The sequence below is a fragment of the Flavobacterium sp. LK-23 genome (assembly GCF_058135255.1).
In genome coordinates this window covers 46,423-73,080 of sequence record NZ_JBYUVT010000006.1, presented here as the reverse complement: position 1 = coordinate 73,080, position 26,658 = coordinate 46,423, and the positions used below count along the sequence as shown (strand labels likewise).

Genomic DNA, 26,658 nt, shown 5'->3' with positions numbered 1-26,658 from the left:
TTTAATTTATTTTTTATCGTAAGCCCATTTTAAATAGATAGATCCCCAAGTGAATCCACCACCAAAAGCAGCAAAGATAATGTTATCTCCCTTTTTAAGCTTATTTTCAAAATCAGCCAATACTAATGGTAAAGTTCCAGAAGTAGTATTTCCATATTTCTCGATATTTACTAGAACTTTAGAATCTTCCAATTCTAATCTTCCAGCAGTAGCATCAATAATACGTTTATTAGCTTGGTGTGGCACTAACCAGTCAACATCTTGATTTGTCAAATTATTTCTTTGCAAAATCAATTCACTGGCATCTGCCATATTAGTTACAGCATATTTGAAAACAGTTTTACCGTCTTGCATAATATTGTGCTGTCTATTTTTTACAGTATCTTCAGAAGGCGGAATCAAAGAACCTCCTGCTGGTATTTTAAGGAAGTCACGCCCTACACCATCACTTCTTAAATATTCATCCTGTAAACCTAAACCTTCATAATTTGGTTCGAAAAGAACTGCTCCAGCTCCATCTCCAAAAATAATACAAGTTGCTCTATCCGTATAATCTACAATAGATGACATTTTATCTGCACCAATTAAAAGTACTTTTTTGTAACGTCCAGACTGAACATATGCTGCAGCTGTAGACATTCCGTATAAGAAACTTGAACATGCCGCTTGCAAATCGTATGCAAATGCATTTGTTGCTCCAATTTCTGTTGCAACAAATACTCCTGTAGAAGCCACCATCATATCTGGTGTTGCAGTTGCCATTATAATCATATCAATCTCAAGCGGATCAATATTTGCTTTTGCAATTAAATCCTTTGCTGCTTGTATAGCAAGGTAAGATGTACCTTTATCAGCATCTTTAAGAATTCTTCTTTCTTTAATTCCTGTTCGAGCGGTAATCCACTCATCATTGGTATCAACCATTGTTTCTAATACTTGGTTCGAAAGAACGAAGTCAGGAACATAAGCTCCAACAGCGGTAATTGCGGCTGTGATTGTATTCATTATATTCTATTATTTTATTTTCAAATTAGATTAATCTGAAAAATTTTTAAAAGACCCGAAAATTACAAAAAAAAACGTAACGAATTTGTCTATATTTTCCTAAAAAACGAAAATTATAATCAACAAAAAAAACTCTCACTATGTGAGAGTTCTAGTATAATTTACAAAAACGTATTAAGCAACCGCTTCAGATTTATCGATAACAACTTGCCCTCTGTAGTACATTTTACCTTCATGCCAGTAAGCTCTGTGGTATAAATGCGCCTCACCTGTAATAGGACATGTAGCGATTTGAGCTACAGTAGCTTTGTAATGTGTTCTTCTCTTATCTCTTCTTGTTTTCGAGGTTTTTCTCTTAGGATGTGCCATTTTACTATATTATTTATCCGTTAATAGTTTCTTTAATTTTTCCCAACGCGGGTCAATATCTTCTTCTTTGTTACTCTCTTCCTTTTGTTCTTTTACACTTAACTCATTCAGTTTTGTCAAAGCCTCTGTTTGTAGACTTCCGTCTTTAACACCTGGATGAATTCTTTTGTGAGGTACAGAAAGCGCGATCATTTCATAAATATATTGCGCTACATCTATCTCGTGTTCACCATGTGGCAAAATCAACAATTCTTCATTATCATCATTAAATTCGTCTCCAAAGCGAACAATTAACTTCATTTTCCCTTTTATAGGTAAATCAAAATCTTCGCCTGTTAGATCACAAGGCACATTAACTGTTCCTTTGTGTTTGAATTCTAACTCTAACATAGTACTTTTCTTTTCGAAAAGCACATTAACTTTAATATCTGAACTTTGAAACTCATCATATTCAAAATTCTTAAAGAACTCGTTATTTATTTGATACTCAAAATGGTGTTTTCCTAGTTTTAATCCTACGAAAGGAATTAAAAATTCTTTTGTTTTGCTCATTTCAACATCAATTTGATCAATTCGATTCTAAAACTAGATATCTGAATTGGGGTGCAAAGATATAAAATTATTACAAATCTAATAATCTTATTGACCTTTTTTTGTTTATAACTGTTTTTCTTTTATTTTAAGAGGTTTTTGGCTAATCTCCTCATACTGATTACGCGAGCGAAAAATATCAATCGCAAGATAGACTCCTTCTTTAAAAGAATTATAATCTGCCATATCTTTCCCAGCAATATCGTAAGCTGTACCGTGGTCTGGAGAGGTTCTAACTTTATTTAAACCTGCTGTATAATTCACGCCTTTTCCAAAAGACAATGTCTTAAACGGAATTAATCCTTGATCGTGATACATTGCCACGATAGCATCATATTTTTCATATTGACTGCTTCCAAAAAAACCATCTGCAGGAAATGGACCAAAAGCCATTGTTCCCGAATCGAAGATTTTCTTTAAAGTTGGCTTCAAAATCAAATCATCTTCTTTTCCAATCACACCACCATCACCAGCATGCGGATTGAGTCCTAAAACTGCAATTTTTGGCTTCACTATACTAAAATCCTGAATCAAAGATTTTCTAATAGTTTCTATTTTTCTAGTTATCAATTCTTCTGTCAAATGAGAAGCAACTTCGTTTAAGGGCACATGATCTGTAATTAAACCTACTCGTAAATTATCTTGAACCATCATCATTAGCGCATCGCCATCTAATTCCTGATTCAAATAATCGGTATGCCCAGGAAATTTAAAATCCTCAGACTGTATATTGTATTTATTAATAGGAGCCGTTACTAAAACATCTATTTCGCCATCTTTCAAAGCTTTCGTTGCTGCCGTAAAAGATTTAATTGCATATTCTCCTATTTTAGGATCATTTACTCCAAAATTTATATCAACTCCTTCTCTCCAAAGATTTAGAACATTTACTTTACCCGGAATAATTTGATCTAACTTATCAACCCCATGAAATTGAATCGTCGACGTAAAGTTTTTTCTAACGAATGAAAGAATTTTAGCATTTGCAAAAATAACCGGCGTACACAATTCCAACATACGAGAATCTTCGAATGTTTTCAGTATAACTTCGCTTCCAATACCGTTTAAATCTCCAACTGAAATTCCAACAATTATATTTTCTGCTTTTTTATTCATGAGCTCAGTTTATTTATTACTAATTTTGATGTGCAAATTTAGTAAAATAAAACCACAATGTTCACAGGAATTATAGAAACACTCGGAAGGATTCACGAAATTCAAAAAGATCAAAACAATCTTCATATAACAGTTGACTCATCGATAACTCACGAATTAAAAATAGACCAAAGCGTTTCGCACAACGGAATATGCCTTACAGTAGTAGCTATTAAAGATTCTCTTTACACCGTAACGGCAATCGACGAAACTATTCTGAAAACCAATATTAGCGATTGGAAAACTGGTGACATTGTAAATCTAGAGAGGGGAATGAAACTTGGCGACCGCTTAGACGGACATATTGTACAAGGCCACGTAGATCAAACTGGAACCTGTGTTAGAATTGAAGAAGCAAACGGAAGTTGGAATTATACTTTTGAATACGATAAAAACCTAAACAATATCACAATCGAAAAAGGTTCGATTACAGTAAACGGAGTCAGTCTTACAGTTGTAAATTCTAAAACGAACGAATTTAGTGTTTCAATTATTCCTTATACATATGAACACACTAATTTTAAAGATTTCAAAATTGGAACAAAAATCAACCTTGAATTTGATGTAGTTGGAAAATACATCTCTAGACTTTACTCCATAAACAAGTAACGTTTAGAATCCCACAAAAAAAAGCTTCAATTAAATTGAAGCTTTTTTTATTTGATTTTTATATATTACAGTAGCACCTAAAGCTAAACCGCCTAATAGCAGAAAAACAACATGTTGATCTATTGGAAAACCCGCCCCATCATTACAATCAGGAAAAGCTGGATCATCGCAAACAGTAGTAGACATAGCATTTGCGCTTTTGGCTGTACTTCCTGAAGTTTCCGGAACTGGTGGATGCGCAGATCCTGCAGACATTAATAAAACATTTAATAATAAGGCAATTACTAAAAATGGGGCTTTTAGATTTTTCATAAATTCAAGCTATTGCAAACAGCAATTCTAGATAATTATTGACAAATATTCTTTAATAGAAATTTCGCACAAACGCATTTCCATCTCCAAAATCTTGGACAAAAGTATAAGTTTTTTACTCAAAACCAACTTTTAAAAGCAAAAATCCAGAACAAATTTTAACATTTTTCTTAAAAATACCTCTAATCCGTTTCAGAAAACGTTCTAGAAGAACAACGTTCATTTTCAGCACTATTCGCAAGACTTAAAAGGCTATAAGAATTTACTTATTTTAGTAGCGATAGTTTTTTGTTCTCTCAAAAAATGTCTTTTACCAAATATACGCCAAAAAAAGTAGTTTGGATTCAACTTAAATTACATTCAAGAGAATATTCTCAAATTAATATATTTGTAAAATCAAACACACATACAATCCAATTCTAAAAGATTTAAAACTTCAAATTCAAATCTATTTTTAATTTTAATTAATCAAATGAAAAAACCATATACAGTCGGAAGTTTATACGCAGGTGTTGGCGGTATTTGTTTAGGTTTTGAAAATGCAGGTTTTAAATTAGAGTGGGCAAATGAATTTGACAAAAAGGCCTGTGTTACCTACAGAAACAATTTCAAGCACACTCTTATTGAAGGAGATGTAATGCAGCTCGACGTAAAAGATCTCAATAAAATTGACATTCTTACAGCTGGATTTCCATGCCAACCCTTTTCTTTAGCTGGCCACCGAAAAGGTTTTAAAGACAGCAGAGGAAATCATTTTTTCAAAATACTGGATTTTATTGATGAGATGCGCCCTAAAGTAGTGTTTCTTGAAAATGTCAAAAACCTAAAAGGACACGATAAAGGAAATACAATGAAAGTAATTCAGCGCGAGATTAAAAAACGCGATTATACTTTTGACAGCGCTATCTTGAACACTAGGAATTTCGGAAATATTCCTCATAATCGTGAGCGAATTTTCATGGTTGCTTTTGATAAAAAATTTGTAAAAAAAGGTTTTAGATTTAATTTTCCGGAGAAAGAAGAATTAACAAAAAAGGTTACCGACTTAATTACAAAAGAAAAAGTCGACAAAAAATTCTATTACACAGAAGACAAATACATGTACAACATGCTAAAGGAAGCCGTTGTGAGAGAAGACCGAATTTATCAATTCAGGAGGCAGTATGTTCGAGAAAACAAAAAAGAAGTTTGTCCTACTTTAACCGCAAACATGGGAACCGGCGGCCACAATGTTCCGATCATCACAACAGAATTTGGCTTTAGAAAATTAACACCAAGAGAATGTTTTCGTTTTCAAGGATTTCCAGATCACTATAAATTACCAAAAATTTCAAATTCCAGTCTTTACAAACAAGCTGGAAATTCTGTAAGCATGCCTGTTATAGAAAGGCTCGCCTCTGAAATATTCAAATGCATTGAAAAAGCAGAAGCTAGACAGCTAAAAGCTGAAAAAGTTTAAATACTTAAAAGCATAATTGTTCCTTCAATTTTTGCCAGACAAACTTCCAGATTTTTTTCAATCTCTTTACTCCAGAACCTTAAAATCGTCCAATTTTCAGAAATAAGAAAAGCGTTAACTTCTCCGTCACGCTCAATATTTCTTTCAATTTTTGGAATCCAATATTCTCGATTCGTTTTAATTCTTAGTTGCTCCGTTTCCCAATCTTTTCCATGAAAGAATTCGCTATCAACAAAAATGGCAATTTTATATTTGGCAAAAGTAATATCAGGCCTTCCAAATACCTTTTTGTTATTTTTTCGGTATCTGTGACCCAATTTCCATAATGCTTTTGCAAGCCTTACTTCGCCTTTTGTAGCAGTGCTTTTTATCGCCTGCATAGTTTTCCTCCTCTGTTCGGGAGTTAATCTATCCATCTGAAGATTAAATTTGTTTTGGATCGATAAAGTTAAGGCTTTTTACAGAAATAGAAATTCAATTATTGAGTGTAAAAATTTCAACTTTTACATTTTTAAAGTACCTAAAAACAAAAAAGCCTTTACATTTCTGTAAAGGCTTCTGTTCTAAAAGAAGTGGTCCCACCTGGGCTCGAACCAGGGACCACCTGATTATGAGTCAGGTGCTCTAACCAGCTGAGCTATAGGACCGGTTTAGAGGATGCAATATTACTACTATTTTTCATTCACTCCAAATATTTTAAGACATCATTTTAATTTAATTTTAAATCTTTCTTCGAAACTTAAAAACGAAATTGATTTTCAACATCTTATTCAAAAATTAAAATGACATTTTTTTATTTAATTTCTTGACAAAGCTCGACCAAAACGCCATTTGTGTTCTTCGGATGAAGAAAAACGACCAATTTATTATCTGCTCCTTTCTTCGGAACTTCATTAATCAAGACAAAACCTTCATTTTTCAAACGTGCAATTTCGGCTTCGATATCATCAACATCAAAAGCGATATGATGAATTCCTTCTCCTTTTTTCTCCAAGAATTTAGCAATAGGACTTTCGGGGTTTGTTGCTACCAAAAGTTCGATTTTGTTATTTCCCGTCTGAAAAAAGGACGTTAACACCCCTTCGCTTTCTACTGCTTCCATTTTATAAGACGGAACACCAAGCATTTTTTCAAACAAAACATTAGCATCGTCCATATTTTTTACCGCAATCCCAATATGTTCTATTTTATTTACCATTTTTCGAAATTATTGATTTACATATGTTCTAAAATAACCACATTCGGCAATTACATCCTGATAATATTTCGTATCCGAATAGTCTTTTCTCAAAACTTTGAACGAGTTCCAAGCGATAAAATTAACTTTATCATCTTGAATTTCCCAATAGCTATTTATTTTATTGTATTTTTTATTGTAATAGTCATTTCGTTCACATTTCGAAATCAGATACAAGCATTTTGCTTTTTGTTCTTTATTCGAAGCTGCTTCAAAAGCTTTCTGATAATACATTTTAGAAACCGAATTATTCGTAATCATTTCTTTCATCGAATCCCTAAACGAATACGGGCCTGATCCATAACCTACAATACTCATCTCGTAAAAAGTTCTTCCGTTTCCAAAATGAGAAATATTATAAAACGCATTTCCTAACAAAAGGCTATTGGTGTAAACATCTTCTTTCTGAGCCAATTTATCCTGCATTTCTTTTATAGTGATCAAGAAATCCATAAAAGTATATTTTCTTTTTTGATACGCCGCGTGCTCGCAATCGTGGCAATCTTTTATATTTCCGTTAAACGGATTTCCTAAGAATTTAACATACTGAACAGAATCTGTTTGCTGCATAAAAGCAATTGCTTCTGGAATTTTGTTTTTGAAAGTGGACTGAATTGCTTGGAAATTATTAATATCCTTCAGTTTTAAACTATAAATTCCAGCACCAATTTTCTCGATTTCAGATTTATTAGATTTTTCCAAAAAGCTTTTTATTCCCAGCAAATTCTTTTCATTGTCATAATATGCATTTCCATCATTCCAATAACTATAGCGTGATTCTCCGTAAATCTCGGCCATAACCAAATTGCCTTGTTCCTTATACAAACGCGATAAATAGCTTCTGCTCCATGAAGAAGCATTTTGATAACGAAACGTGTCTCCTTTATAATTTTTAGGAAGTTCTGTGTATAGCCAATTTAAATCGGCTAGAATGGTTTTCTCATTTTTATCTGTCAGCTTATCAATCTTGCTTAAATTATTTACAAAATGCAATAAACGAAGCTGCATTGCCGCCAATTCTGTTTTCGGAAGTGTTTTTTCAGCTTTGCTGTAATTTTTATCTGCACTGGCATAATCGCCTTTTAGCGTTTGAAGATATCCAAGTGAAATATCCCATAAATAAGGCTTATCGGTATTTCCTGCAGCAGAAATTTTTGCAATTAAATCGATGGCGCTATTGTCAACTTTCGCTTTGTTTTCAGTTTTATTTTCAGCAACGGTTTGCGGTTTTGGTTTCTGATTCTCTCCTTGTCCGTCCGTCTGAAACGAATTGTTTATTTTTTGCTCTAGCGAATTAACCAATCTTGTTCCGAGATAATTTAAATGTTCGCTTTTAGGATCTAATTCGTAGATTTTTTCAATTGCCTGTTTTTCATCTTTATAATATCCGTGAATTGCCCAAAGGGCCGCCTTTTCTTTATTGTCTTTTGCCAACGCTAAAGCCTTAGTCCAATCTGACTCGTTTTTTGGTTTAAAGCTATACGCTGTAACCACTCTTAATTCTGGACACTTATCAAAAACCTGAGCATATAAATAGTTAGAAGTAGCGTATTTTTTTTGTTTATAATTAATACCGGCAACATACGCTAAAGCGCGATAATACAAAGTATTTCTGGCAACAGAACTTTCTGTTTTATTAAAAAAATCAATTGCTTTTTGTTTGTCGTTACTATAAAAACGCGCTTTCATGGTCAAAAACCAATATCTGTTTTTCAAAAACGGATCTGACAAAGTGTTGTAGACATTTTCTATCGACTGAATCATTTTGGTATCGTTGAACGTTTTTGCCACAACGGGATCGTAGCTCCAATAATCGTCTCCAATAGATACTGTTTCTATTTTTTGAGCCAAATACAAAAACTCGACAAAGTTTTTTACTTTCTCATCTTTCAGATTCAGCTTTTTGCCCCATTTTTGCGTGCTTTTATTTTCTTTTTTCGTTTTATAATAAACATGCAAACCTTCTATTTCTTCTTTATTTTTGATGGTATTTTTGTCATCAGAATAATATCTAGGCTTTTCATCACCAATCAAAAAATAATTGACTGTTGTGGTATCGACTTTTCCTTTTAGATAATCTGCCCAATCTGATTTTATATTTTTATTAAAACGAGAATTATGCTGGGTATCAAAACCAATTCCGTAAAAAATTCCACCCGATAAAAACAAAGGTGAGTATGATTTGTCGGCAAAAGTTTCTGGAGTAAAATTTGAATTATAGGCACCAAAATAATCCCAATCTCCATCTGCGCAGGCGTATATAATTCCGAATGCAGAAAGCAAAACGGCACTAGAAGCAAGAAATAATCTGCTTAAAAGTATTTTTCTCATAATTGTTTAAATTGAATTCGTCTAAATCGTAAAATATAATTTCGTTGGGCTTTTCTACAAGATTATCTTGCAAATCTTCTGCCATTTCTTTTAAATCTTTTGGTTTTATTTCTTCTATTTTCAAGAGATCATTTTCTTCATAAAAAACACCATTTTTATAATTGGAATGTTTTACCCTGAAAAAAATCGGGCTTGTTTTTTCAAAATTGGAATCTTTCTCTAGTTCTCTACTACTCATTTTAGAACGAAGTCCGATCACTTTATTATTTCTAATATGAACTCCCCACGAATAAATTGGAAAAGCAAAATCTAAATGAAGAGGATATCTTTTTAAACTTTTAAGATATCTTTCTGCCACTTTCTTATCGTAAATAGAATTTAGAGAATCGGGCGAAATCGATCCCATATTGTAATACATCAAAACTCCAGAATCAACATTCGGAATTTTTGTTTTTTTGAAATATTTCACCTGATGCAATCGAATGGTAGCTGAAAGTTTCTTCTTCGAAAGTTTTTTAAAAACTTCTATAAATTTTAAATAATTCTCTTTGCTTTTTAAGGTCCAATCGCAATCAATTTGAATTTCGTGACACGCGATTTTGTTTTTAGAATTGATTTGTTCTATAAAATCAAAGGTTTTCTGAGCCAGATCATTTACATCAAGATTAGGCTGAAGCATCACTTTGTTCTGAATAAAAACAACTGGAACAATAGCATATTCTTTTGGGTTTTCTTCAAATCGAACAGGACTGATGGGAATCGGAAAATTAGATTCTGGATGAATTCCAATATCAAAATACCTTACATAAAGTTTCTGTACATTGTTTCCTTTCAATGCTTCTTTTTCCGTTTCAGAAAACTTGAAGATTGTTTTCCAGTAATAAAAGGAGATTACGGGCTTTTCACTTTTAGTGCATGACAGCATTAAAAAGAGAAACAAAACTGGGAAAAATCGTTTGAACAAAACTTAGGAAAATTACATTTTAATTCAAAAGTAAGAAATTATAGCATTTTAAACACTAAAATTTTGGAAGATTTCCAAAAGTCCCAAATCCTAATAAATGGATAAAAAATTTCAATTAAAGCAAATATAATCGTTATTTTGTGCAATCAAATTGAAAAACCGTTATGTTGAAAGACACTTTAAAATACATTGCATTTGTAATTCTAATATCAATGATAAGCTGCGCGAAAAGAGGCAGCATTACCGGCGGTTTAAAAGATACGTTACCTCCTGTTTTGGTATCTAGTTTTCCTAAAAATTTCAGCACAGATTTTAAAGGAAATACTATTACTTTAAATTTTGACGAATATGTCAAACTTAAAAATACCAATAAACAGCTTATTATTTCTCCGCCTTTAAAAAATGAGCCATTAATTACGCCTACAAATGTCAGCAAATTTATAAAGATCGAGCTTCGAGATACTTTACAGCCCAACACAACTTATAGTTTAAATTTTGGACAGGCAATTACAGACAACAATGAAGGAAACGCACTAAACCAGTTTAAATATGTGTTTTCGACTGGATCGCATATTGATTCACTTAAACTGAACGGAAAAATTAAAGATGCGTACGGAAAGTATGTTGACAATTTTGTTTCTGTAATGTTATATGAAGTAAATGATAAATTTAAAGATTCTACCATTTACAAAGAGTTTCCGCGCTACATTACCAACACTTTGGACAGTATGCGAACTTTTCAGTTTGAAAATTTAAGAGAAGGAAAATATCTTTTGGTAGCATTAAAAGATAAAGGTTCAAATAATAAATTTAATCCAAAAGATGATAAAATCGGATTTTTGAAAAGCTATATCACAATTCCGACAGACACGGTTTATGAGGTGGAATTATTTAAAGAAACCTTGCCATTAAAAGCTTTCAAACCTATTCAAGCTTCAGGAAACCGTTTGTATCTTCCTTATGAAGGAAAACAGGATTTCAAAAATTCAAAACCAAAAATTACACTTAAAAATGGCGACGAAGTTCTTGAAACTATCGTAACGCAGTTTCCTAAAAAAGATTCGCTTCAAGTTTGGTACAAACCAATTAAAGCCGATTCGTTATCAATGGAAGTTGAAAAAGGAGATTATAAAAAAAGATTTTCGTTCAAGATTAAAGCCTTGAAAAAAGATACTTTAAATATTAAAGCGGTACAAAACGGTCAGATTAATTTTAGAGAACGCTTTACTTTGGAAACCGAAACTCCGTTGGTAAAATTTGACAAATCTAAAATCGCTTTGGTCAATAAAGATTCTGTTGCTGTTCCTTATACAACAGAATATGATGAATTTGAACAGAAATTATATTTCGATTTCCAAAAAGAACCATTGGACAAATATAGTTTTACTTTTTTACCAGGTGCTTTGACCGATTTTTATGAAAAGACAAATGATACTTTATCTTATAAACTCAGCACTAAAGAACATGCCGATTACGGAAATCTGATATTGACTCTTAAAAATGTCAAACGTTTTCCTATAATTGTTGAATTGACCAATAAAAAAGGAGATGTAGTTTTAGCCGAAGGGTATTCTGAAGGCGCAACTACTTTAGAATTCAATCTACTGCAACCTGATATTTTTACTGTACGCATTATTTATGACGACAATAAAAACAAACAATACGACACTGGTAATTTCTTAGAAAAGAAATACGCAGAAGAAGTATTTTATAATCAGGAAGAATTTGATGTGCGCGCCAATTGGGATCGGAACGAAACAATTGACTTGAGCATTCCTTTTAATCCAGAAGTCGAGAAGAAACAAGACGATAAAAAGAAAAAAGAAGCAGAAAAGAAACGAAAAGCCTTTTAAAACTTAATTTCAAACTGATCTCTATCGCTTAAAAAGTCTAATTTTTTACGCGTTTCATACATGGTGTTTTTGTCTAGTTCTACGACAAAGACACCATTTTTTTCTTGTGGCTCTAAAATATAATTGCCCAAAAAATCTATTGCTTGAGAATGGCCAATATGTTCGTAATCGTAAGCATCGTTACCAATTCTGTTTACCCCAACCACATACGAAAGATTTTCTATAGCACGTGCTTTTAGCAAAGCATCCCAAGCATTGGTGCGCACTTTAGGCCAATTGGCAACATATAAAATCAGATCGTAATTTTCTGTATTGCGCACAAAAACCGGAAATCTCAAATCGTAACAAACCTGCAAACATATTTTCCAATCCAGATAGTCTACAATAACTTTTTGATTTCCGCATGTATACACTTTGTCCTCACCTGCCAGAGAAAAGGAATGACGTTTATCGTAATATTGGATTTCGCCTGACGGAAAAACAAAAATCATACGATTATAATACTTTCCATTTTCTGCAATGACTACACTTCCTACAATTGCGCTATTTTTTTGTTTTGCTTTAAACTTCATCCAACCAATTGTTTCGCCTTGCATAGTTTCAGCAACTTCAGGAGCATTCATTGTAAATCCGGTCGAAAACATTTCAGGGAGCACAATGAGATTGACTTCCGATTGAATTTCATCAATTTTTGAATCAAAATTTTCTCTGTTTTTACTGGCATCTTGCCAAAAAAGATCGGTTTGGATTAAAGCAATTTTCATCAGATTTTAGAGATAAGTAGAAAAATTGGTTTTGAAATTAAATTACAGTCAATTCAGGAAAATTCTCTTTGTATGACTTCAATTTTTCATGAGCCGGCTCTTCCTCTGTTATAACATAATTCAGTTCAGATAAACTAGCAATTTTCATTTTAAGAACAGTATTTAGTTTCTCCGTAATAGTCAAAACTGCCGTTTTTTTAGAAGCCTGAATCATTGCTTTTTTTACCTGAACGGTTTCCCAATCAGAATCAGAATAACCGCCGTCTATGTCTAAAGCATTTGTCCCTAAAACTAAAAGGTCTGCTTTTATATTGGCCAATTGATGAAAAGCTTCTCCGCTCACACACATCTGACTGTAAGAAGAAATGCTTCCGCCAATCATGATCGTTTTAATATTGGGTTTATCTAAAAGCTGAACCGCAGTTAAAGCCGTAATTGTAAAAACAGTTAAATTAAGATCGTTTGGAATTAACCGGATGAACTCTCGAATAGTAGTTCCTCCATCAACAATTAAAACCATTCCGTCATGAAGAAGGCCAACCGCTTTTTGTGCAATAACTTGTTTGGCTTCAACAGCATAAGTCTGGTTCGATGAAGAATAGTGATATCCTTTGGTCATGGCGCCTCCTTTTACTTTAATTAAAAGTGCGTCAGCGTCAAGTTCATTAATATCACGACGAACAGTATCTTCAGAAACACCAAGTTTAGCCGAAAGAGTTTCAAAACTCACACGCGTGTGCAAATTGATCTCTTTTAGAATATGATTTTTACGTTCTTCTTTACTGTAATTTAAAACTTCATTTTCAGTGCTCATGCCGATTGTTTTTTCTAATTACAAAAATAAACATTTCATTAAATAATTCATCGAAACAAAAAACCAAATTAAAGCACTACATCAATTTAAAATAAAACAGAACCAGTTAATAACAAAAGCCTAAAATCATTTATTTTAAACTCTCTTACACAACAAATTGAAGCTTTTAAGAGATATTGATTCAGTTTTAGATATTATGCTGTAAATAGAAACAAAAAACGCTTCCGTCGTAACGGAAGCGTTTTTTAAAATATACTAAATTGCGTATTATCCTTTCAAGCTTGCTGCTAAATACTCACGGTTCATACGCGCAATATTTTCAAGCGAAATTCCTTTTGGACATTCGATTTCGCAAGCTCCTGTATTTGTACAGTTACCAAAACCTTCTAAATCCATTTGGTGAACCATGTGTAAAACACGATCCGTTGCTTCAACTTTACCTTGTGGCAATAATGCATATTGAGAAACTTTTGCAGAAACGAATAACATTGCTGAAGAGTTTTTACAAGTTGCAACACAAGCTCCACAACCAATACAAGCAGCAGCATCAAATGATTTATCTGCATCGTCTTTGTTAACTGGAATAGTATTAGCGTCGATTGTATTTCCTGAAGTATTTACAGAAATGAATCCTCCTGCGTGCTGAATTCTGTCAAAAGAACTTCTGTCAACCACTAAATCCTTAATTACAGGGAAAGCTTTTGCTCTAAATGGCTCGATAAAAATCGTATCTCCATCTTTAAACATACGCATGTGCAACTGACAAGTTGTAACTCCTCTGTCTGGTCCGTGTGCTTCACCGTTAATAAATAAAGAACACATTCCGCAGATTCCCTCACGACAATCGTGGTCAAATGCTACAGGCTCTTCTCCTTTATTGATTAAACCTTCGTTAAGAACGTCTAACATTTCAAGGAAAGACATGTCTGGTTCGATTCCATCGATAGGATATTCTACAATCCCTCCTTTATCTTGAGCGTTTTTTTGACGCCATATTTTTAATGTAAGTTTCATTTTGTATAAGTATTAAGTATTAAGAAAAAAGTATTAAGACTTTTCTAAATACTATTTATAGCTTCTTTGAACTAATTTAATGTTTTCGTAGTTAAGAGGTTCTTTGTGTAATACTGCATCACTTGGTTTTCCTTTGTATTCCCAAGCAGCAACATATGCAAAGTTTTCGTCGTCACGAAGTGCTTCTCCTTCTTCTGTTTGGTATTCCTCACGGAAGTGACCTCCACAAGATTCGTTACGGTGTAAAGCATCTTTCGCGAACAATTCTCCTAATTCTAAGAAATCGGCAACACGAGTTGCTTTTTCTAATTCCTGATTAAATTCGTAAGCGCCTCCAGGAACTTTTACATCTTTATAAAACTCTTCACGTAAAGCAGCAATTTCTTCGATCGCTTCAGTTAAACCTTTAGCGTTACGAGCCATACCTACTTTATTCCACATAATTTTTCCCAATTTTTTATGGAAATAATCTACAGAATGTTTACCGTTGTTATTGATAAATTTATTGATTTGATCTACAACCGCTTTTTCAGCTTCAACGAATTCTGGTAAGTCTGTAGAAATTTCACCCATTTTAATATCTGGAGCTAAATAATCTCCGATAGTATAAGGCAATACGAAATAACCATCAGCTAAACCTTGCATTAAGGCAGAAGCTCCAAGTCTGTTTGCTCCGTGGTCAGAGAAGTTAGATTCTCCAATTGAGAAACATCCCGGAATTGTTGTCATTAAGTTATAATCAACCCAAGTTCCACCCATTGTATAGTGAACTGCTGGGTAAATCATCATTGGTGTTGTATAAGGATCTTCGTCGACGATTTTGTAATACATCTGGAATAAGTTTCCGTATTTACTTTTCACGATTGCAGCTCCTAATTTAGTTACCAAAGCAGCATCTTTATCATCTAAACCTTTTACATAAGCATCTTCAGTTCCGTAACGTTTGATAGCTGCTGCAAAATCTAAGTAAACCGCTTCTCCAGTTTTGTTAACTCCAAAACCAGCATCACATCTTTCTTTAGCTGCACGAGACGCAACGTCACGAGGTACTAAGTTACCAAAAGCAGGATATCTTCTTTCTAAGAAATAATCTCTTTCGTCTTCAGATAAATCTGTTGCTTTTTTCTTTCCTTCACGGATAGCTTTTGCATCCTCAAGGTTTTTTGGTACCCAAATACGACCATCATTACGTAAAGACTCAGACATCAAAGTCAATTTAGACTGGTGATCTCCTGAAACTGGAATACATGTTGGGTGAATTTGTGTATAACAAGGATTTGCGAAAAACGCTCCTTTTTTATGAATTTTCCAAGCTGCTGTTGCGTTACTTCCCATAGCATTTGTTGAAAGGAAAAATACGTTTCCGTATCCTCCAGAACCAACTACTACCGCGTGAGCAGAATGTCTTTCTATTTTTCCTGTGATTAAGTCACGAGCGATAATACCTCTCGCTTTTCCGTTCACGATTACAATGTCAAGCATTTCGTGACGGTTATACATTTTAATTTTTCCACGACCAATTTGACGGTTCATTGCAGAATAAGCTCCTAACAATAATTGTTGTCCAGTTTGTCCTTGTGCATAAAATGTACGAGAAACCAAAGTTCCTCCAAAAGAACGGTTATCTAAAAGTCCACCATATTCACGAGCCAATGGCACCCCTTGAGCCACACATTGGTCAATAATATTACCAGAAACTTCAGCCAAACGATAAACGTTTGCCTCACGAGCACGGTAATCACCACCTTTTACAGTATCGTAAAACAATCTGTAAATCGAGTCACCGTCACCTTTATAGTTTTTTGCTGCGTTGATACCCCCTTGTGCTGCAATAGAGTGCGCACGACGTGGAGAATCTTGGAAGCAAAATGCTTTTACGTTATATCCTAACTCCGCTAAAGTAGCCGCAGCCGAACCTCCAGCTAAACCTGTACCAACTACAATAATATCAAGATTACGTTTGTTAGCAGGGTTTACTAAATTAATATGATCTTTATAATTTGTCCATTTGTCCGCTATAGGACCATTTGGAATTTTTGAATCTAATGCCATTATAATTGATATTAATTATTGAAATGATGAAATAAAGCGATAATTACGAAAAGCGCTGGAACTACAACTGCGAACCAGTAACCTACTTTTGATAAAAATCTAGAGTACTTGTTGTGCATCCCTACAGATTGAAGAGAAGATGCAAACCCATGCCACAAGTGGAATCCTAAAAGGATAAATGACACGCAGTACAATGCCGTACGAATTGGGTCGTGAAATTTGTGAACTAACTCACCATAATACCTCGTAGCATCTGGTGCCGTACCAGCTATATATTTATAGCTAACTTCAGGAAACCAGAAATCATAAAAGTGCAATCCTAAGAAAGCCAAAATAACCAATCCAGAAATAATCATATTTCTAGAACTCCATGAAGCGTTTGCCGCTCCGTTGTATTTAGCGTACGCAATTGGTCGTGCCGCGCTATTTTGAGCAGTAAGAATAAATCCCATTACGAAATGGAAAATTACTCCGAATGCCAAAACTGGCTGCATTACATATTGTATCAGCGGATTGTATCCCATAAAGTGAGAAGCTTCGTTGAAAACATCTTCACTCAAAATAGAAATAAAATTTAAGGAAACATGCAGCGCTAAAAACGTGATTAAGAATATTCCCGAAAGAGCCATAGCTACTTTCTTTAAGATGGAAGCATTCAATAGTGCAGATTGTGCCATAAGTGTTAAGTAGTTTGTTTTAAAAAATTAGACAAAAATAACTCAATTACAAAAGAACTACAACCATTTCGCTGTTATTTATAATGATTTTAAAATAGCACAATTCTACGTATTTTTACGTACAAAATTAAAACTGATAAAAAATAATTCACTATAGAAAACCTCAAATCATTGCTTTGTAAAACAGAATCAAGGATTTCGACTCTAAGTAGATTACTAAAAATTTATGATATTGTTATTTTATTCGAAGTTTTAATTTGTTTTCTTCAAAAGTGTAGGGTCATCAAAATTTTATCAAAGTAAAAAATTGCCATTCCGCAACATAGTTTTACCTTTAGCGGCTCAAAAAAATAAGAATGAAAACAGGAATTGATGCTATTTCATTTGACGTAGCAAACATACATTTACCCATAAAAACTTTGGCTGTTGCCAGAAATATTGAACCCGAGAAACTAGAAAAAGGTCTTGGTCTAATAAAAATGACCTTCCCAGACGTTCATCAGGATGCGGTTGTTTTTGGAGCAAATGCTTTAACAAAACTTATCATTGACAATAAAATTGACTTAAAAGAAATCAGTCGAATCTATGTTGGTACCGAAAGCGGTATTGACAGTTCTAAACCCATTGCTTCTTATCTAATTAGTTTAATGGAGCAGAAATTTGGCGAAGATTCATTAGCAGAATGTGATGTTGTAGATTTTACTTTCGCTTGTATTGGCGGTGTAGACGCTTTGCAAAACTGTCTTGATTTTGTAAAATTAAATCCAACTAAAAAAGCCATTGTAGTTACGTCTGATTTTGCAAAATACGATTTAAATTCTGGAGGAGAATACACACAAGGTGCTGGAGCGGTTGCAATGCTGATCACTGCAGAACCGAAAATTATTGCTTTTGATGATAATTGGGCAACGAGCACAAAAGGTGTTTTTGACTTCTTTAAACCATACAGAACAATTGCTAAAGAAGAAATCACTAAAAACGCAAACAACGATTCTTGGTTTGATAATTTAGAAGCTGAAATCGAAATTCATAAAGATCAACCGGTTTTTGACGGACAATATTCTAATCAATGTTATATGGATCGTACGCGAAATGCTTACTTTTCATTCAAAAAATTAAAAAACACAACCGAAACGTTATATAATACTTGGCATAGTATTGTAATGCACTTGCCATATTCTTTCCAAGGAAGAAGAATGTTATCCGAAATCTACGCTTTAGATAGTGCCGAAAAAATTATCGCCGATGATATTGCTCCAGCAGATTATCAGACAAAAATTAAAGAAGTAGCAAAATCGGATGATTACAGAAGTTTTGTTACTGAGAAATTACAGCCTGCAGAATTGGCTTCATCTTTAATTGGAAATCTTTACACTGGTTCTATTTTCATGGGATTGTTGTCTACGTTAGCTCATTTTTATGATACAAAAAAAGAAGTTGCTGGAACTAAATTCGGTTTCTTAGCTTACGGAAGCGGATCGAAATCGAAAGTTTTTGAAGGAACGATCCAGCCAGAATGGAAATCGGCTTTAGAAAATGTGAAACTTTTTGAAAATTTAGCTGAAAGCGTTGAAATTGATTTCAATACTTACGAAAGTCTTCATAAAAAAGAACAAAAACAAAGCGTAAGAACTCCTAAAAACGAATGGGTTTTAGATCGAATCGAAAAAGAGATTCCTGTTTTGATTGGAGCGAGATATTATAAATGGGTGGATTAAATTCCAATATTTGAAATTCCAAATTCCAAAACCGAAGCTTGATGTTTCGGTTTTTTTTATGTTTTTTGAAATTTAACCGCAAAGTTCGCAAAGGATTACGCAAAGTTCGCAAAGCTTTTCATGAATACAAAGCTTTGCGAACTTTGCGTTTATTTAGATATCACAAAAAAACCTTTGCGTCCTTTGCGGTTAAATAAAAGGTAATCAATCCTTCTTATGCTGTTCGGTATAATTTTGATTTCCTTTAATTCGAGTATCTTCGGTATGCATTCCGTTTGCCATTCCTAACATGAAGGCTGTAATTACGATTATAAATTTTCTTTTTATCCAATTAAGAAGCGGTCGCTTAGATTGCTCCAAGCGAGAATTTTTATTTTGTTTATACATTTTAAGAATGATAAATGATTAGACATTATTGAATCATCTATGCTCAGAAATAAATTTCTTAAGCGTTGTATAAACTTTTAGCGAAGTCTTTTGAAGTGATTATTTCATTTATAAAAACAGATTGATTTATAAATGAAGTTAGGTTTTGATAAAGCAGGTTTTGAAGTTTCAGCAATTTCTTGATTTGGAAAGTAAAGACATTTTCGGTTTTGAGAAAATTCAAAACAATTGAAAATCTTATTTCATTCCAAGAAACAGCTTGTCCGAATTTATAAAAACGAGAGCTTTTAAAATTTAATTCTCTTTTTAAAACTACAAACGAAGACTGATAATATTCTGCCGATTTAGATTGAGAATATAAAGTACCATCGCCCGCAATCACGACAAAAGTCAGAAAGAGTGCGATTAAGTATTTTATATGTTTTTTCAATCTTTGAGTTTTAGATTCTGGAACGAAAATACGAATTTCAAATAAAAAAAACGAAGTAAATGCTTCCGTTTTCTATTCTTTTACTTCACGAAGTTGTCATCCTGAGCGAAGTCGAAGAACACACAAGTAGCTCCGCAACAATATTCCAATCTTTGTCGAGCAACTAACGCTTCCTTCGACTTCGCTCAGGATGACAAGATTGTGTTTAAAACTTTGGCAAAGGTCTTGGCACATAAAGCAACAACCCCAATCCCAAAACAAAAATTGCACAACTCAAAAACATACAAACTCCGTTTTTCAAAACAAAAAATGAAAATCCAACAGCAACCGAACCCACAATTACCATTAAAGACTTTACAGTTTCGGTTTTTATAAAAGCAAATGCATGCAAAGCCAAACCAAGAAAAAGTAAAGACGGCCCAACAACAACAAAAGGATACAAAATACTTGGCGAATTACTGATTTGATGACTTAATGCTTCTTTTGCCATTTCATTATTTCCATAACTCGACATTAGAAAATCTATTGTACAAAGTCCGATATGGGCAATAACGCCTAAAGTTGTCAAAATCGAAGCGACTTTATTAGTTTTTGTTTTAGGAAATGCGTCATTAAACGACAACAAAAAACAAGCTCCAATTAAATTAAACCAATGCGCAAAATCTATCGACGTATTGAAACTCGGAAAAATGTTAGAAAATAATAAATAACTAGCTAAGAAAAATAGCAACCCGATCGTGCAAAAATGTTTTGTTTTCATAATTTGTTTTAAAAATTGATGAAGCAAAACTAAAATCAAAATTTACCTAAAATCCTTATTTTACTGACTTAGGTACGAAATGCATTGTTTTAGGTATGAAATTTACAATGCAGTTAAAACATCTTTATAATTTCTGGAAACTGGAAGTTCTATTTGAGTTAAAATAATGGTGTTTGAATTTCGCCAAGATTTAAAATGCGACGGATTTATTAAATGCGAACGATGAATTTGCACTAAAAAACCAAAATCGTCCTGAACTTTTTTGAGCGAAGATCGAATAAGTTTCGAATGAAGTTTATCATTTTCGAGATAAAAAATCTCAACATAATTCTGCGCATTCGAAATACAGACTAAATCGCATTTATTGATTTTTAGAATGTCTAATCTATTTTCTCCTTTAAATAGCAGAACATCTTCTTTTATTGGAATGAGTTTGATTAAATATCTTCGTGCGAGAACAATCACAGGAGTTATGATTAGAGCGACTTTTATAAAAATTACAGAAAAGAATTCTGAAAAAGTATATCCGCCACTTAAAATTGGGCTTTTATAAAAGGCAAAAACTCCAATTAAATACAATCCATGAAACAGAAAAACGGCTATTATTTCTAAACTGATATTCCACTTTCCTATTCTTTCGTAAAAGTTTTTTTGAATAAAAGCTAAAAGACTATAACATAAAAAAGCCATAACACTAAACCCAAAACTAATTAAAAACCACGCTCTGAAATTTATAGTTCCGTCGTCAAAGGGCCTTATGATGAAAGCAAAAACGAAAAGCCATAAACTTATTAGAATGGCAATTACTAAATGATGCTTTATTGATGGATTTAGTTTATACATATTAGCTGAAAATTTTACCGCAAAGCACGCAAAGTTTTTCTGTTTAAGTTATCTAAATAAATGCAAAGTTCACAAAGCTTTAAACGCAAAACTTTGCGAACTTTGCGTAAGCCTTAGCGGACTTTGCGGTTAAAAAACCTATTTATTTATAAATCGTAAACTTATTATGACTCAAAGTAAAACCTAGATTCTCATAAATCGCCACGTTTTCTACTCGTTTCTTATTTGTCGTAACTTCAATACTTTTTAAATCATTTTTCTCAGCAAAATTCAAAATTTCATTTATTAATAATCTTCCAACGCCTTGACCACGATATTTTTGATGAATGAAAAACTCCTGAATTTCCCCAATCAATCCGCAATGATGTAGAAGATTCTGAGTATGAAAACTAATAAAACCTAAACCTTCATTTTCGTTTTCGGCAATTAGATAAAGATTTTTTCGGTTTGAAATGTTTTCATTGAATATTGTTTCGAACATTTTAAAATCTAAAACTTCGTTTTCGAGTTCACAGATTGCTTTGTAGACGAAGTCTAAGTCGTGATTTTCTACTTTTCTGATGTTTACTTTTAGATTCATATCTCTAACTAATATCAGTCAGTTTTACAATTTTATCGTCTAAGAATTGAAAAATCGATTTTCCTTTCATATTTAATTCTTGACCAGCTTTTAATCCGTTTGGAAAATCTATTGCTAGAACAGCATAATAATCAATGTCAATTATTGCTGTAATTTCATCTTGCTTAATTGATGTAATAGTTTGTTTTCGTGCTGAGAAATATTCTTTTCCTTTTTCGGCTTGGGCAGAAAATTCTTTTATTCCATTCAAAGTCAGGTTGATTTCGCCATTTTGAATGTTTTCAAAAATAACCGATTCGTCAAAATCAGCAATCATTTTATTGATATCAAATTGATTATATCCTTCGATATAATTTTGAATTATTTTTTCTTTGTTGTTCATATCACTCCTAATTTATAAATTACCGTAAACCACAATGTAGTCCGCATAAAACATTTTATCATTTAGCCAATTAATAATTTCTTTTAAAAACATTTTGACTTTTTCATCATCAGTCTCAATCTGATTTATTTTTTTGACAATTTCTGTACAGGTTATATTATCAAAAAAATTATGTCCTAAAACATCAAATTTATTTTCAACTAAATTATTCCAAGGATTTTTTAGCGGATAAACTGATTTAAATGTCTCTATAACAATATTAAAATCCTCTGTTTGAATAAAAACATCACTTCTTTTTGCAGTTTTATAAAATTCTCCTTTTGCAGTTTCTGGCCATAAAATAAAACCGATTTTTGAAACAGGATTATTTCCTGTGGCTATGACAACTGGCTTTTGATTAATTCTTTCAATTGCTTTTACCACATCCCGATTACAAATTTGATATTCCTTTTTTGCAATTTCTTCTTTGCATTCAGTTTTCTCACAAATCTCTCTAATGTTTTCATTATGAAAATCTTGTTCGGAGAGCGCAACATCATTATTGTTCTTTTTAAGAAGCTGAATTGCTTTGGCTAAAGGAATTGAGATTTTACTTCTTAATATTTTTACACTTTCATCCATTCTTCATTACAAATATTCATTCAACCCAAGTCGTTCAAATTTCTGTTTATACTTTTGAACATAATTTTTCCACTCCTCGTCATTTTTATAAACTGAAAAAGCATAATCAACCGTTTCTTTGCCGAAATGATTCCCAAAAATATTATCCAAATATTGAATTCCTAAATCGATTACTTGTTTTAAAACCTGTAATTTAGCAATTCCAGTTGCTTTGCAAGCTTTATCCAGCCACAATCCTTTTCCAATTTTCACATATTCTACAAGAAGGTTTTCTGTTATAAACTGAGAAGGAACATCGTTGATATCTGGTTCATGTCTTCCGTTTTTAAAAACCAACAAAATCAATTCTTCCGAATAATATTCCTCTGGGATTAATCTCAACATTGTACCACTTTCCGCTGCTTTAAAACAGAGTTCTTTCGTTATAAACCCATCAGGAATTACCTGAATCGCAAAACCATCTTTGTTAACTAATTTCTCGCAAAGCTCATAAGTTATTAACTCCTGATCGATAAACGGCAAAGCATGAAAGGTAGTATTTAATGCCAGATTGCAAAGTTCTTCAGTTTTAAATTGCTTCGGAACGAGTTTAAAATCTCTGTAATTTGCCAAAACACGATCGCGCCAATATTCATAAGTTTTAGCCGGTGGGTTATTTTGTTTTAAAACCAATTCTCCTCTTGCCAAATCACGTTCCAATTCTTCAAAAGTTTCAATTAACGGATTATCGAGTAATTTTCGAAGTTCGTTTGAGATAATTTCTTCGTCGGTTTCATCATCATATTCGCATTCGTTTTTTGGATCAATTTCATCTCTATCATTATAATAAAACAAATCATTTTTTCTTTCTGCAAATGCTGTATTGTGATCTGTTACGATAAAAACTGGTGAATTAATAGAACCCGAACAATTAAAACTTCCATGATTATAATACGTCATCACAACTTCTTTTGCTGTAACATTTCCTTTTACTTCAACATTCGCTCCGCCAAGCAAAAGACTTTGACAATTTACGCTTCCGCTAATGAAAACATACGGACCATAATCGCCTTCGGCATTAATAATTGAACCGTTTACAGAGAAATTTCCATTTATAAAAATACCTTCAATTCTTATTTCTCCGATTTTTTTAGCCGGAAGATTTAGCAATTTAGTCAGCCATTTTTTCTCTTTATCCTCATAAAGGTCTAAATAAAAATTCCCTTCAAAATTGACATCTTCATCTGCTGTAAGAAAAAAATCTTCGTCTTCCCATTCGTCAAAATAATCAAACTTTTCATCTTCAGTTAAAAAAGGATATTTGTTCTTGATCTCGGCTATAGTAATTAATTTGAAATTGGAAGTCTGCATTTTATTGGTGTTAATCGAAGTTGATTTTTTGAATATCAAGATTACACAATTCTAAATTCAAAACCAATTCGATAGTCAGAAAAATTGTATTTTTACTTTTGAAATATTTTTAGAAATATACTAAACAATCTTGTTTTGAACGGAAACTAAAAACCTAAAAGATTTTTAAATATCTTTGAATCATGAGTACAGCAACAAAACCAAAACATATCGGCAGAAACATTAGCCGAATTAGAGAACTGAGAGATATGAAGCAGGAAGCGCTAGCTATTGCACTTGGTGTTAGTCAGCAGACCATCTCTATTATTGAAGGAACTGAAAACGTTGATGAAGAAAAACTAAAGAAAATTGCTGAAGTTTTAGGTGTTCCAGCTGATGTAATCAGGAACTTTTCTGAAGAAGCTGTTTTTAATATTATGGGGAATAGTTATGACAATGGATCTTCATCAATAAATCATAATAATTGTACATTTAATCCACTTGATAAACTTTTGGAAGTTATTGAAAAGAATGAAAAACTTTATGAAAGGTTGGTTGAAGCTGAAAAAGAGAAAGTTGCTCTTTTGGAGAAGTTACTTGATAAGAAATAGAAATTTATTTTTATAAAAGAAAAAAAACCGAAGTTTTGAAATTTCAAAGCTTCGGTTTTTTTTATGACAAAATCTAATCCAATGCCCTTCTTAAGCAGTTATCAATTAACTTAACAATTTTTCCTTCATACATACTAAGCCTTATTGGAAATGTTGTAAATTCATAATTTTCACTAAAACTAGAACTTGATGAAGGTTGAATAATTACAATTTTATCGTTATTAATAAATCCAGTCCAAGTTATTGGATAACTTATATGATAAGGATTTAGTGGTTTATCCGCATTTAGCATAATTGTTACATGTCCAGAAGGTTCTGCATTATCTTTAAAGCTTTTGTTTATATCCCACATTTTTTGATTAGTTATGTTTAAAAATCCATGTCTGAAATTTCAATTTCCGTTATCTCCTCATCTTCATAAATAATACTTAAATATATTTCACAACTCACATACATTATTTCTGTTTTCGCGTTTCTATATCCATAATAAGAGTCTCGCCCATAATAGTCATATTCATAATATTCGAATTCTACTTCAACTTCAGCATTGGCTGTAAAATTGACAACAATTCTACCATCGACCATTTCATATAAAAACAAATTATCATACTCATAAAAATGAGCTTTTATGACTGTATAATGCTCAGTACTTTCATTTGAAGTTTTTCTCTCAAACCAAGAAGTAAGTCTATAAGATTTATTAAAACCTATCTCTTCACAAACCACATCTGATAACCAATCCTCATCAAGTTTTTCACTGAGCCAATCATAATTTATTAAATCAATTTTATTTGAATGTCTTTCGATAAAATCTTTGGGATTTCGGAAATAGTTTACTTTAATACCAAAATTATCACATTCTTCTTTTAATGTTTGATGAAGTTCTGTTGTATTTTTATTATTAATATCACCAAAATCTTTAACATTATTACTAATAAAAACTACTTGTTTTTCATGGCTAATTTTACAATGATCAAGAATTGTTAGCCAAATTATTGAATCTCTAAAACCTTCATCACCATCTCTAAAAGGTTTTTCTCTGTTTATCGCTCTTTTAATAATTTCCGGCAAGTATTCATTCTTATATGCTATAATATTAGAATCATTAATTTCTAACTTTTCTTTAATGAATTCTATATATTTTGTTACTTCTTCATCTAGATCCAATTCAAATTTCTCAATAAAACTTCTATTTAAATTTTGATTTATAGCAATTTTATTTTTCTCGAGATTTGCTAAATTTTCATTTAGCGTTCTTATATAGAGACCTTTTAATTCTTCAAGTATTATTTGTGGAACAATTAATTTTGAATCCGTTTTTTTTAAATAATCTTTTAAGACTTCAAAATCTTGAGACTTTAAAAAGAAATCATTCCTAAAAATATTTGTATCTAAAATTATATTCATTCTTCATTATTATAATTATATTATTTTTCAAACATTCACAGATTTTGAATAGCAATATACAAATACCATAGCTCAAAAATAGTTTTTAAATACAAAATCATGAATTTCTCATAAAATAGAGTTCGCGTGAGGGATAGAGGCGGTATCCTTTTATGTAGCGGAGCGGAATAAAAGATATAGCCGAAAGCCCGACCCGGAGGGACACGCCCAAATTAAGATTCTGAGATTTTTTCCAATCTTTGCCGAGTTTCTAGTGTGATTCTTCGTTCCTCAGAATGACAAACTTTGTGTTTATTAATCTTTGTCGAGTTACTTGCGAAGATTTCTCCTCCGTCGAAATGACAAGATTGGGTAAATACTATGCGCTTTAGCGACTTTGCGAGA

29 protein-coding genes and 1 tRNA gene are annotated in these 26,658 nt (G+C 32.5%); 5 read left to right on the top strand and 25 right to left on the bottom strand.

Features of this window, described 5'->3' with window-relative positions:
- Positions 1-6: 6 nt before the first annotated feature.
- From AC3Y25_RS11445 to pdxA, 4 genes are all read right to left on the bottom strand, one after another.
- Positions 7-1,005, bottom strand: a complete 999-nt coding sequence (locus tag AC3Y25_RS11445; RefSeq protein WP_095928351.1) for a beta-ketoacyl-ACP synthase III — start codon at positions 1,003-1,005, stop codon at positions 7-9.
- A gap of 174 nt (positions 1,006-1,179) precedes the next feature.
- Positions 1,180-1,374 carry a 50S ribosomal protein L32 gene (gene rpmF / locus AC3Y25_RS11440; RefSeq protein ID WP_008465217.1) on the bottom strand — a complete coding sequence of 65 codons (195 nt, stop codon included), beginning with the start codon at positions 1,372-1,374 and terminating at the stop codon, positions 1,180-1,182.
- Positions 1,375-1,383: 9 nt separating this feature from the next.
- Entirely contained in the window at positions 1,384-1,926 is a 543-nt protein-coding gene (locus tag AC3Y25_RS11435) for a YceD family protein (RefSeq protein ID WP_250834944.1), read from the bottom strand.
- A 105-nt stretch (positions 1,927-2,031) separates the two neighbouring features.
- Entirely contained in the window at positions 2,032-3,081 is a 1,050-nt protein-coding gene (gene pdxA, locus AC3Y25_RS11430) for a 4-hydroxythreonine-4-phosphate dehydrogenase PdxA (RefSeq protein ID WP_489902842.1), read from the bottom strand.
- Between the two features lie 57 nt (positions 3,082-3,138).
- Here pdxA and AC3Y25_RS11425 point away from each other — a divergent pair, with 57 nt between their 5' ends.
- The gene (locus AC3Y25_RS11425; protein ID WP_489902841.1) at positions 3,139-3,729 is read left to right on the top strand and encodes a riboflavin synthase; all 591 of its coding nucleotides are present in this window, start codon (positions 3,139-3,141) and stop codon (positions 3,727-3,729) included.
- Between the two features lie 30 nt (positions 3,730-3,759).
- Here AC3Y25_RS11425 and AC3Y25_RS11420 read toward each other — a convergent pair whose 3' ends face one another.
- Entirely contained in the window at positions 3,760-4,041 is a 282-nt protein-coding gene (locus tag AC3Y25_RS11420) for a hypothetical protein (protein WP_489902840.1), read from the bottom strand.
- A gap of 472 nt (positions 4,042-4,513) precedes the next feature.
- Between AC3Y25_RS11420 and dcm the strand changes: the two genes are divergently transcribed.
- A complete protein-coding gene (gene dcm, locus AC3Y25_RS11415; protein WP_489902839.1) occupies positions 4,514-5,500 on the top strand; it encodes a DNA (cytosine-5-)-methyltransferase in 987 nt (328 codons plus the stop codon).
- Here dcm and AC3Y25_RS11410 read toward each other — a convergent pair.
- From AC3Y25_RS11410 to AC3Y25_RS11390, 5 genes are all read right to left on the bottom strand, one after another.
- Positions 5,497-5,916 carry a very short patch repair endonuclease gene (locus AC3Y25_RS11410; protein WP_489902838.1) on the bottom strand — a complete coding sequence of 140 codons (420 nt, stop codon included), beginning with the start codon at positions 5,914-5,916 and terminating at the stop codon, positions 5,497-5,499. The genes dcm and AC3Y25_RS11410 overlap by 4 nt on opposite strands.
- 157 nt (positions 5,917-6,073) lie before the next feature.
- Positions 6,074-6,147 (bottom strand) — tRNA-Ile (locus AC3Y25_RS11405).
- 146 nt (positions 6,148-6,293) lie between these two features.
- A complete protein-coding gene (gene mce / locus AC3Y25_RS11400; protein WP_095928359.1) occupies positions 6,294-6,698 on the bottom strand; it encodes a methylmalonyl-CoA epimerase in 405 nt (134 codons plus the stop codon).
- Positions 6,699-6,707: 9 nt separating this feature from the next.
- Positions 6,708-9,068, bottom strand: a complete 2,361-nt coding sequence (locus AC3Y25_RS11395) for a hypothetical protein (protein ID WP_489902837.1) — start codon at positions 9,066-9,068, stop codon at positions 6,708-6,710.
- The gene (locus AC3Y25_RS11390; RefSeq protein WP_489902836.1) at positions 9,028-9,993 is read right to left on the bottom strand and encodes a hypothetical protein; all 966 of its coding nucleotides are present in this window, start codon (positions 9,991-9,993) and stop codon (positions 9,028-9,030) included. The genes AC3Y25_RS11395 and AC3Y25_RS11390 overlap by 41 nt, the downstream gene beginning before the upstream one ends.
- Before the next feature lie 203 nt (positions 9,994-10,196).
- Between AC3Y25_RS11390 and AC3Y25_RS11385 the strand changes: the two genes are divergently transcribed.
- Positions 10,197-11,885 (top strand): Ig-like domain-containing domain, encoded by a 1,689-nt coding sequence (locus AC3Y25_RS11385; protein ID WP_489902835.1) that lies wholly within the window; start codon positions 10,197-10,199, stop codon positions 11,883-11,885.
- Here AC3Y25_RS11385 and AC3Y25_RS11380 read toward each other — a convergent pair.
- The 5 genes from AC3Y25_RS11380 to AC3Y25_RS11360 form a co-directional block, all read right to left on the bottom strand.
- Positions 11,882-12,649: a nitrilase family protein gene (locus AC3Y25_RS11380; RefSeq protein ID WP_489902834.1), complete on the bottom strand. Its 768-nt coding sequence runs from the start codon at positions 12,647-12,649 to the stop codon at positions 11,882-11,884. The genes AC3Y25_RS11385 and AC3Y25_RS11380 overlap by 4 nt on opposite strands.
- Positions 12,650-12,686: 37 nt before the next feature.
- Positions 12,687-13,463: a DeoR/GlpR family DNA-binding transcription regulator gene (locus AC3Y25_RS11375; RefSeq protein ID WP_489902833.1), complete on the bottom strand. Its 777-nt coding sequence runs from the start codon at positions 13,461-13,463 to the stop codon at positions 12,687-12,689.
- A gap of 267 nt (positions 13,464-13,730) precedes the next feature.
- Complete coding sequence (locus tag AC3Y25_RS11370; RefSeq protein ID WP_095928369.1) at positions 13,731-14,477, bottom strand: succinate dehydrogenase/fumarate reductase iron-sulfur subunit; 747 nt, start codon at positions 14,475-14,477, stop codon at positions 13,731-13,733.
- A gap of 51 nt (positions 14,478-14,528) precedes the next feature.
- Complete coding sequence (locus AC3Y25_RS11365) at positions 14,529-16,529, bottom strand: fumarate reductase/succinate dehydrogenase flavoprotein subunit (RefSeq protein WP_201999492.1); 2,001 nt, start codon at positions 16,527-16,529, stop codon at positions 14,529-14,531.
- A gap of 11 nt (positions 16,530-16,540) precedes the next feature.
- On the bottom strand, positions 16,541-17,206 hold the full coding sequence (locus tag AC3Y25_RS11360; protein ID WP_248728545.1) for a succinate dehydrogenase cytochrome b subunit: 666 nt from the start codon (positions 17,204-17,206) through the stop codon (positions 16,541-16,543).
- 356 nt (positions 17,207-17,562) lie between these two features.
- Between AC3Y25_RS11360 and AC3Y25_RS11355 the strand changes: the two genes are divergently transcribed.
- Positions 17,563-18,924, top strand: a complete 1,362-nt coding sequence (locus tag AC3Y25_RS11355) for a hydroxymethylglutaryl-CoA synthase family protein (protein ID WP_489902832.1) — start codon at positions 17,563-17,565, stop codon at positions 18,922-18,924.
- A gap of 204 nt (positions 18,925-19,128) precedes the next feature.
- On the opposite strand, the gene AC3Y25_RS11350 is transcribed toward AC3Y25_RS11355, so the two are convergent.
- The 8 genes from AC3Y25_RS11350 to AC3Y25_RS11315 all read right to left on the bottom strand — a co-directional run bounded on the left by AC3Y25_RS11350 (position 19,129) and on the right by AC3Y25_RS11315 (position 24,316).
- Complete coding sequence (locus tag AC3Y25_RS11350) at positions 19,129-19,311, bottom strand: hypothetical protein (protein ID WP_489902831.1); 183 nt, start codon at positions 19,309-19,311, stop codon at positions 19,129-19,131.
- A gap of 58 nt (positions 19,312-19,369) precedes the next feature.
- The gene (locus AC3Y25_RS11345; RefSeq protein ID WP_489902830.1) at positions 19,370-19,741 is read right to left on the bottom strand and encodes a hypothetical protein; all 372 of its coding nucleotides are present in this window, start codon (positions 19,739-19,741) and stop codon (positions 19,370-19,372) included.
- Positions 19,742-19,946: 205 nt separating this feature from the next.
- Entirely contained in the window at positions 19,947-20,501 is a 555-nt protein-coding gene (locus tag AC3Y25_RS11340) for a hypothetical protein (RefSeq protein ID WP_489902829.1), read from the bottom strand.
- 102 nt (positions 20,502-20,603) lie between these two features.
- The gene (locus AC3Y25_RS11335; RefSeq protein ID WP_489902828.1) at positions 20,604-21,344 is read right to left on the bottom strand and encodes a LytTR family transcriptional regulator DNA-binding domain-containing protein; all 741 of its coding nucleotides are present in this window, start codon (positions 21,342-21,344) and stop codon (positions 20,604-20,606) included.
- 142 nt (positions 21,345-21,486) lie between these two features.
- Entirely contained in the window at positions 21,487-21,924 is a 438-nt protein-coding gene (locus AC3Y25_RS11330) for a GNAT family N-acetyltransferase (protein ID WP_489902827.1), read from the bottom strand.
- A 4-nt stretch (positions 21,925-21,928) separates the two neighbouring features.
- The gene (locus AC3Y25_RS11325) at positions 21,929-22,306 is read right to left on the bottom strand and encodes a nuclear transport factor 2 family protein (protein ID WP_427875454.1); all 378 of its coding nucleotides are present in this window, start codon (positions 22,304-22,306) and stop codon (positions 21,929-21,931) included.
- 12 nt (positions 22,307-22,318) lie between these two features.
- A complete protein-coding gene (locus AC3Y25_RS11320; RefSeq protein WP_489902826.1) occupies positions 22,319-22,927 on the bottom strand; it encodes a hypothetical protein in 609 nt (202 codons plus the stop codon).
- Positions 22,928-22,933: 6 nt separating this feature from the next.
- On the bottom strand, positions 22,934-24,316 hold the full coding sequence (locus tag AC3Y25_RS11315; RefSeq protein ID WP_489902825.1) for a bactofilin family protein: 1,383 nt from the start codon (positions 24,314-24,316) through the stop codon (positions 22,934-22,936).
- A gap of 143 nt (positions 24,317-24,459) precedes the next feature.
- Between AC3Y25_RS11315 and AC3Y25_RS11310 the strand changes: the two genes are divergently transcribed.
- Positions 24,460-24,867 (top strand): helix-turn-helix domain-containing protein, encoded by a 408-nt coding sequence (locus AC3Y25_RS11310; RefSeq protein WP_489902824.1) that lies wholly within the window; start codon positions 24,460-24,462, stop codon positions 24,865-24,867.
- A 73-nt stretch (positions 24,868-24,940) separates the two neighbouring features.
- Here AC3Y25_RS11310 and AC3Y25_RS11305 read toward each other — a convergent pair whose 3' ends face one another.
- Entirely contained in the window at positions 24,941-25,219 is a 279-nt protein-coding gene (locus AC3Y25_RS11305; protein ID WP_489902823.1) for a hypothetical protein, read from the bottom strand.
- Between the two features lie 17 nt (positions 25,220-25,236).
- Complete coding sequence (locus AC3Y25_RS11300; RefSeq protein WP_489902822.1) at positions 25,237-26,274, bottom strand: PIN domain-containing protein; 1,038 nt, start codon at positions 26,272-26,274, stop codon at positions 25,237-25,239.
- Between the last annotated feature and the right edge of the window lie 384 nt (positions 26,275-26,658).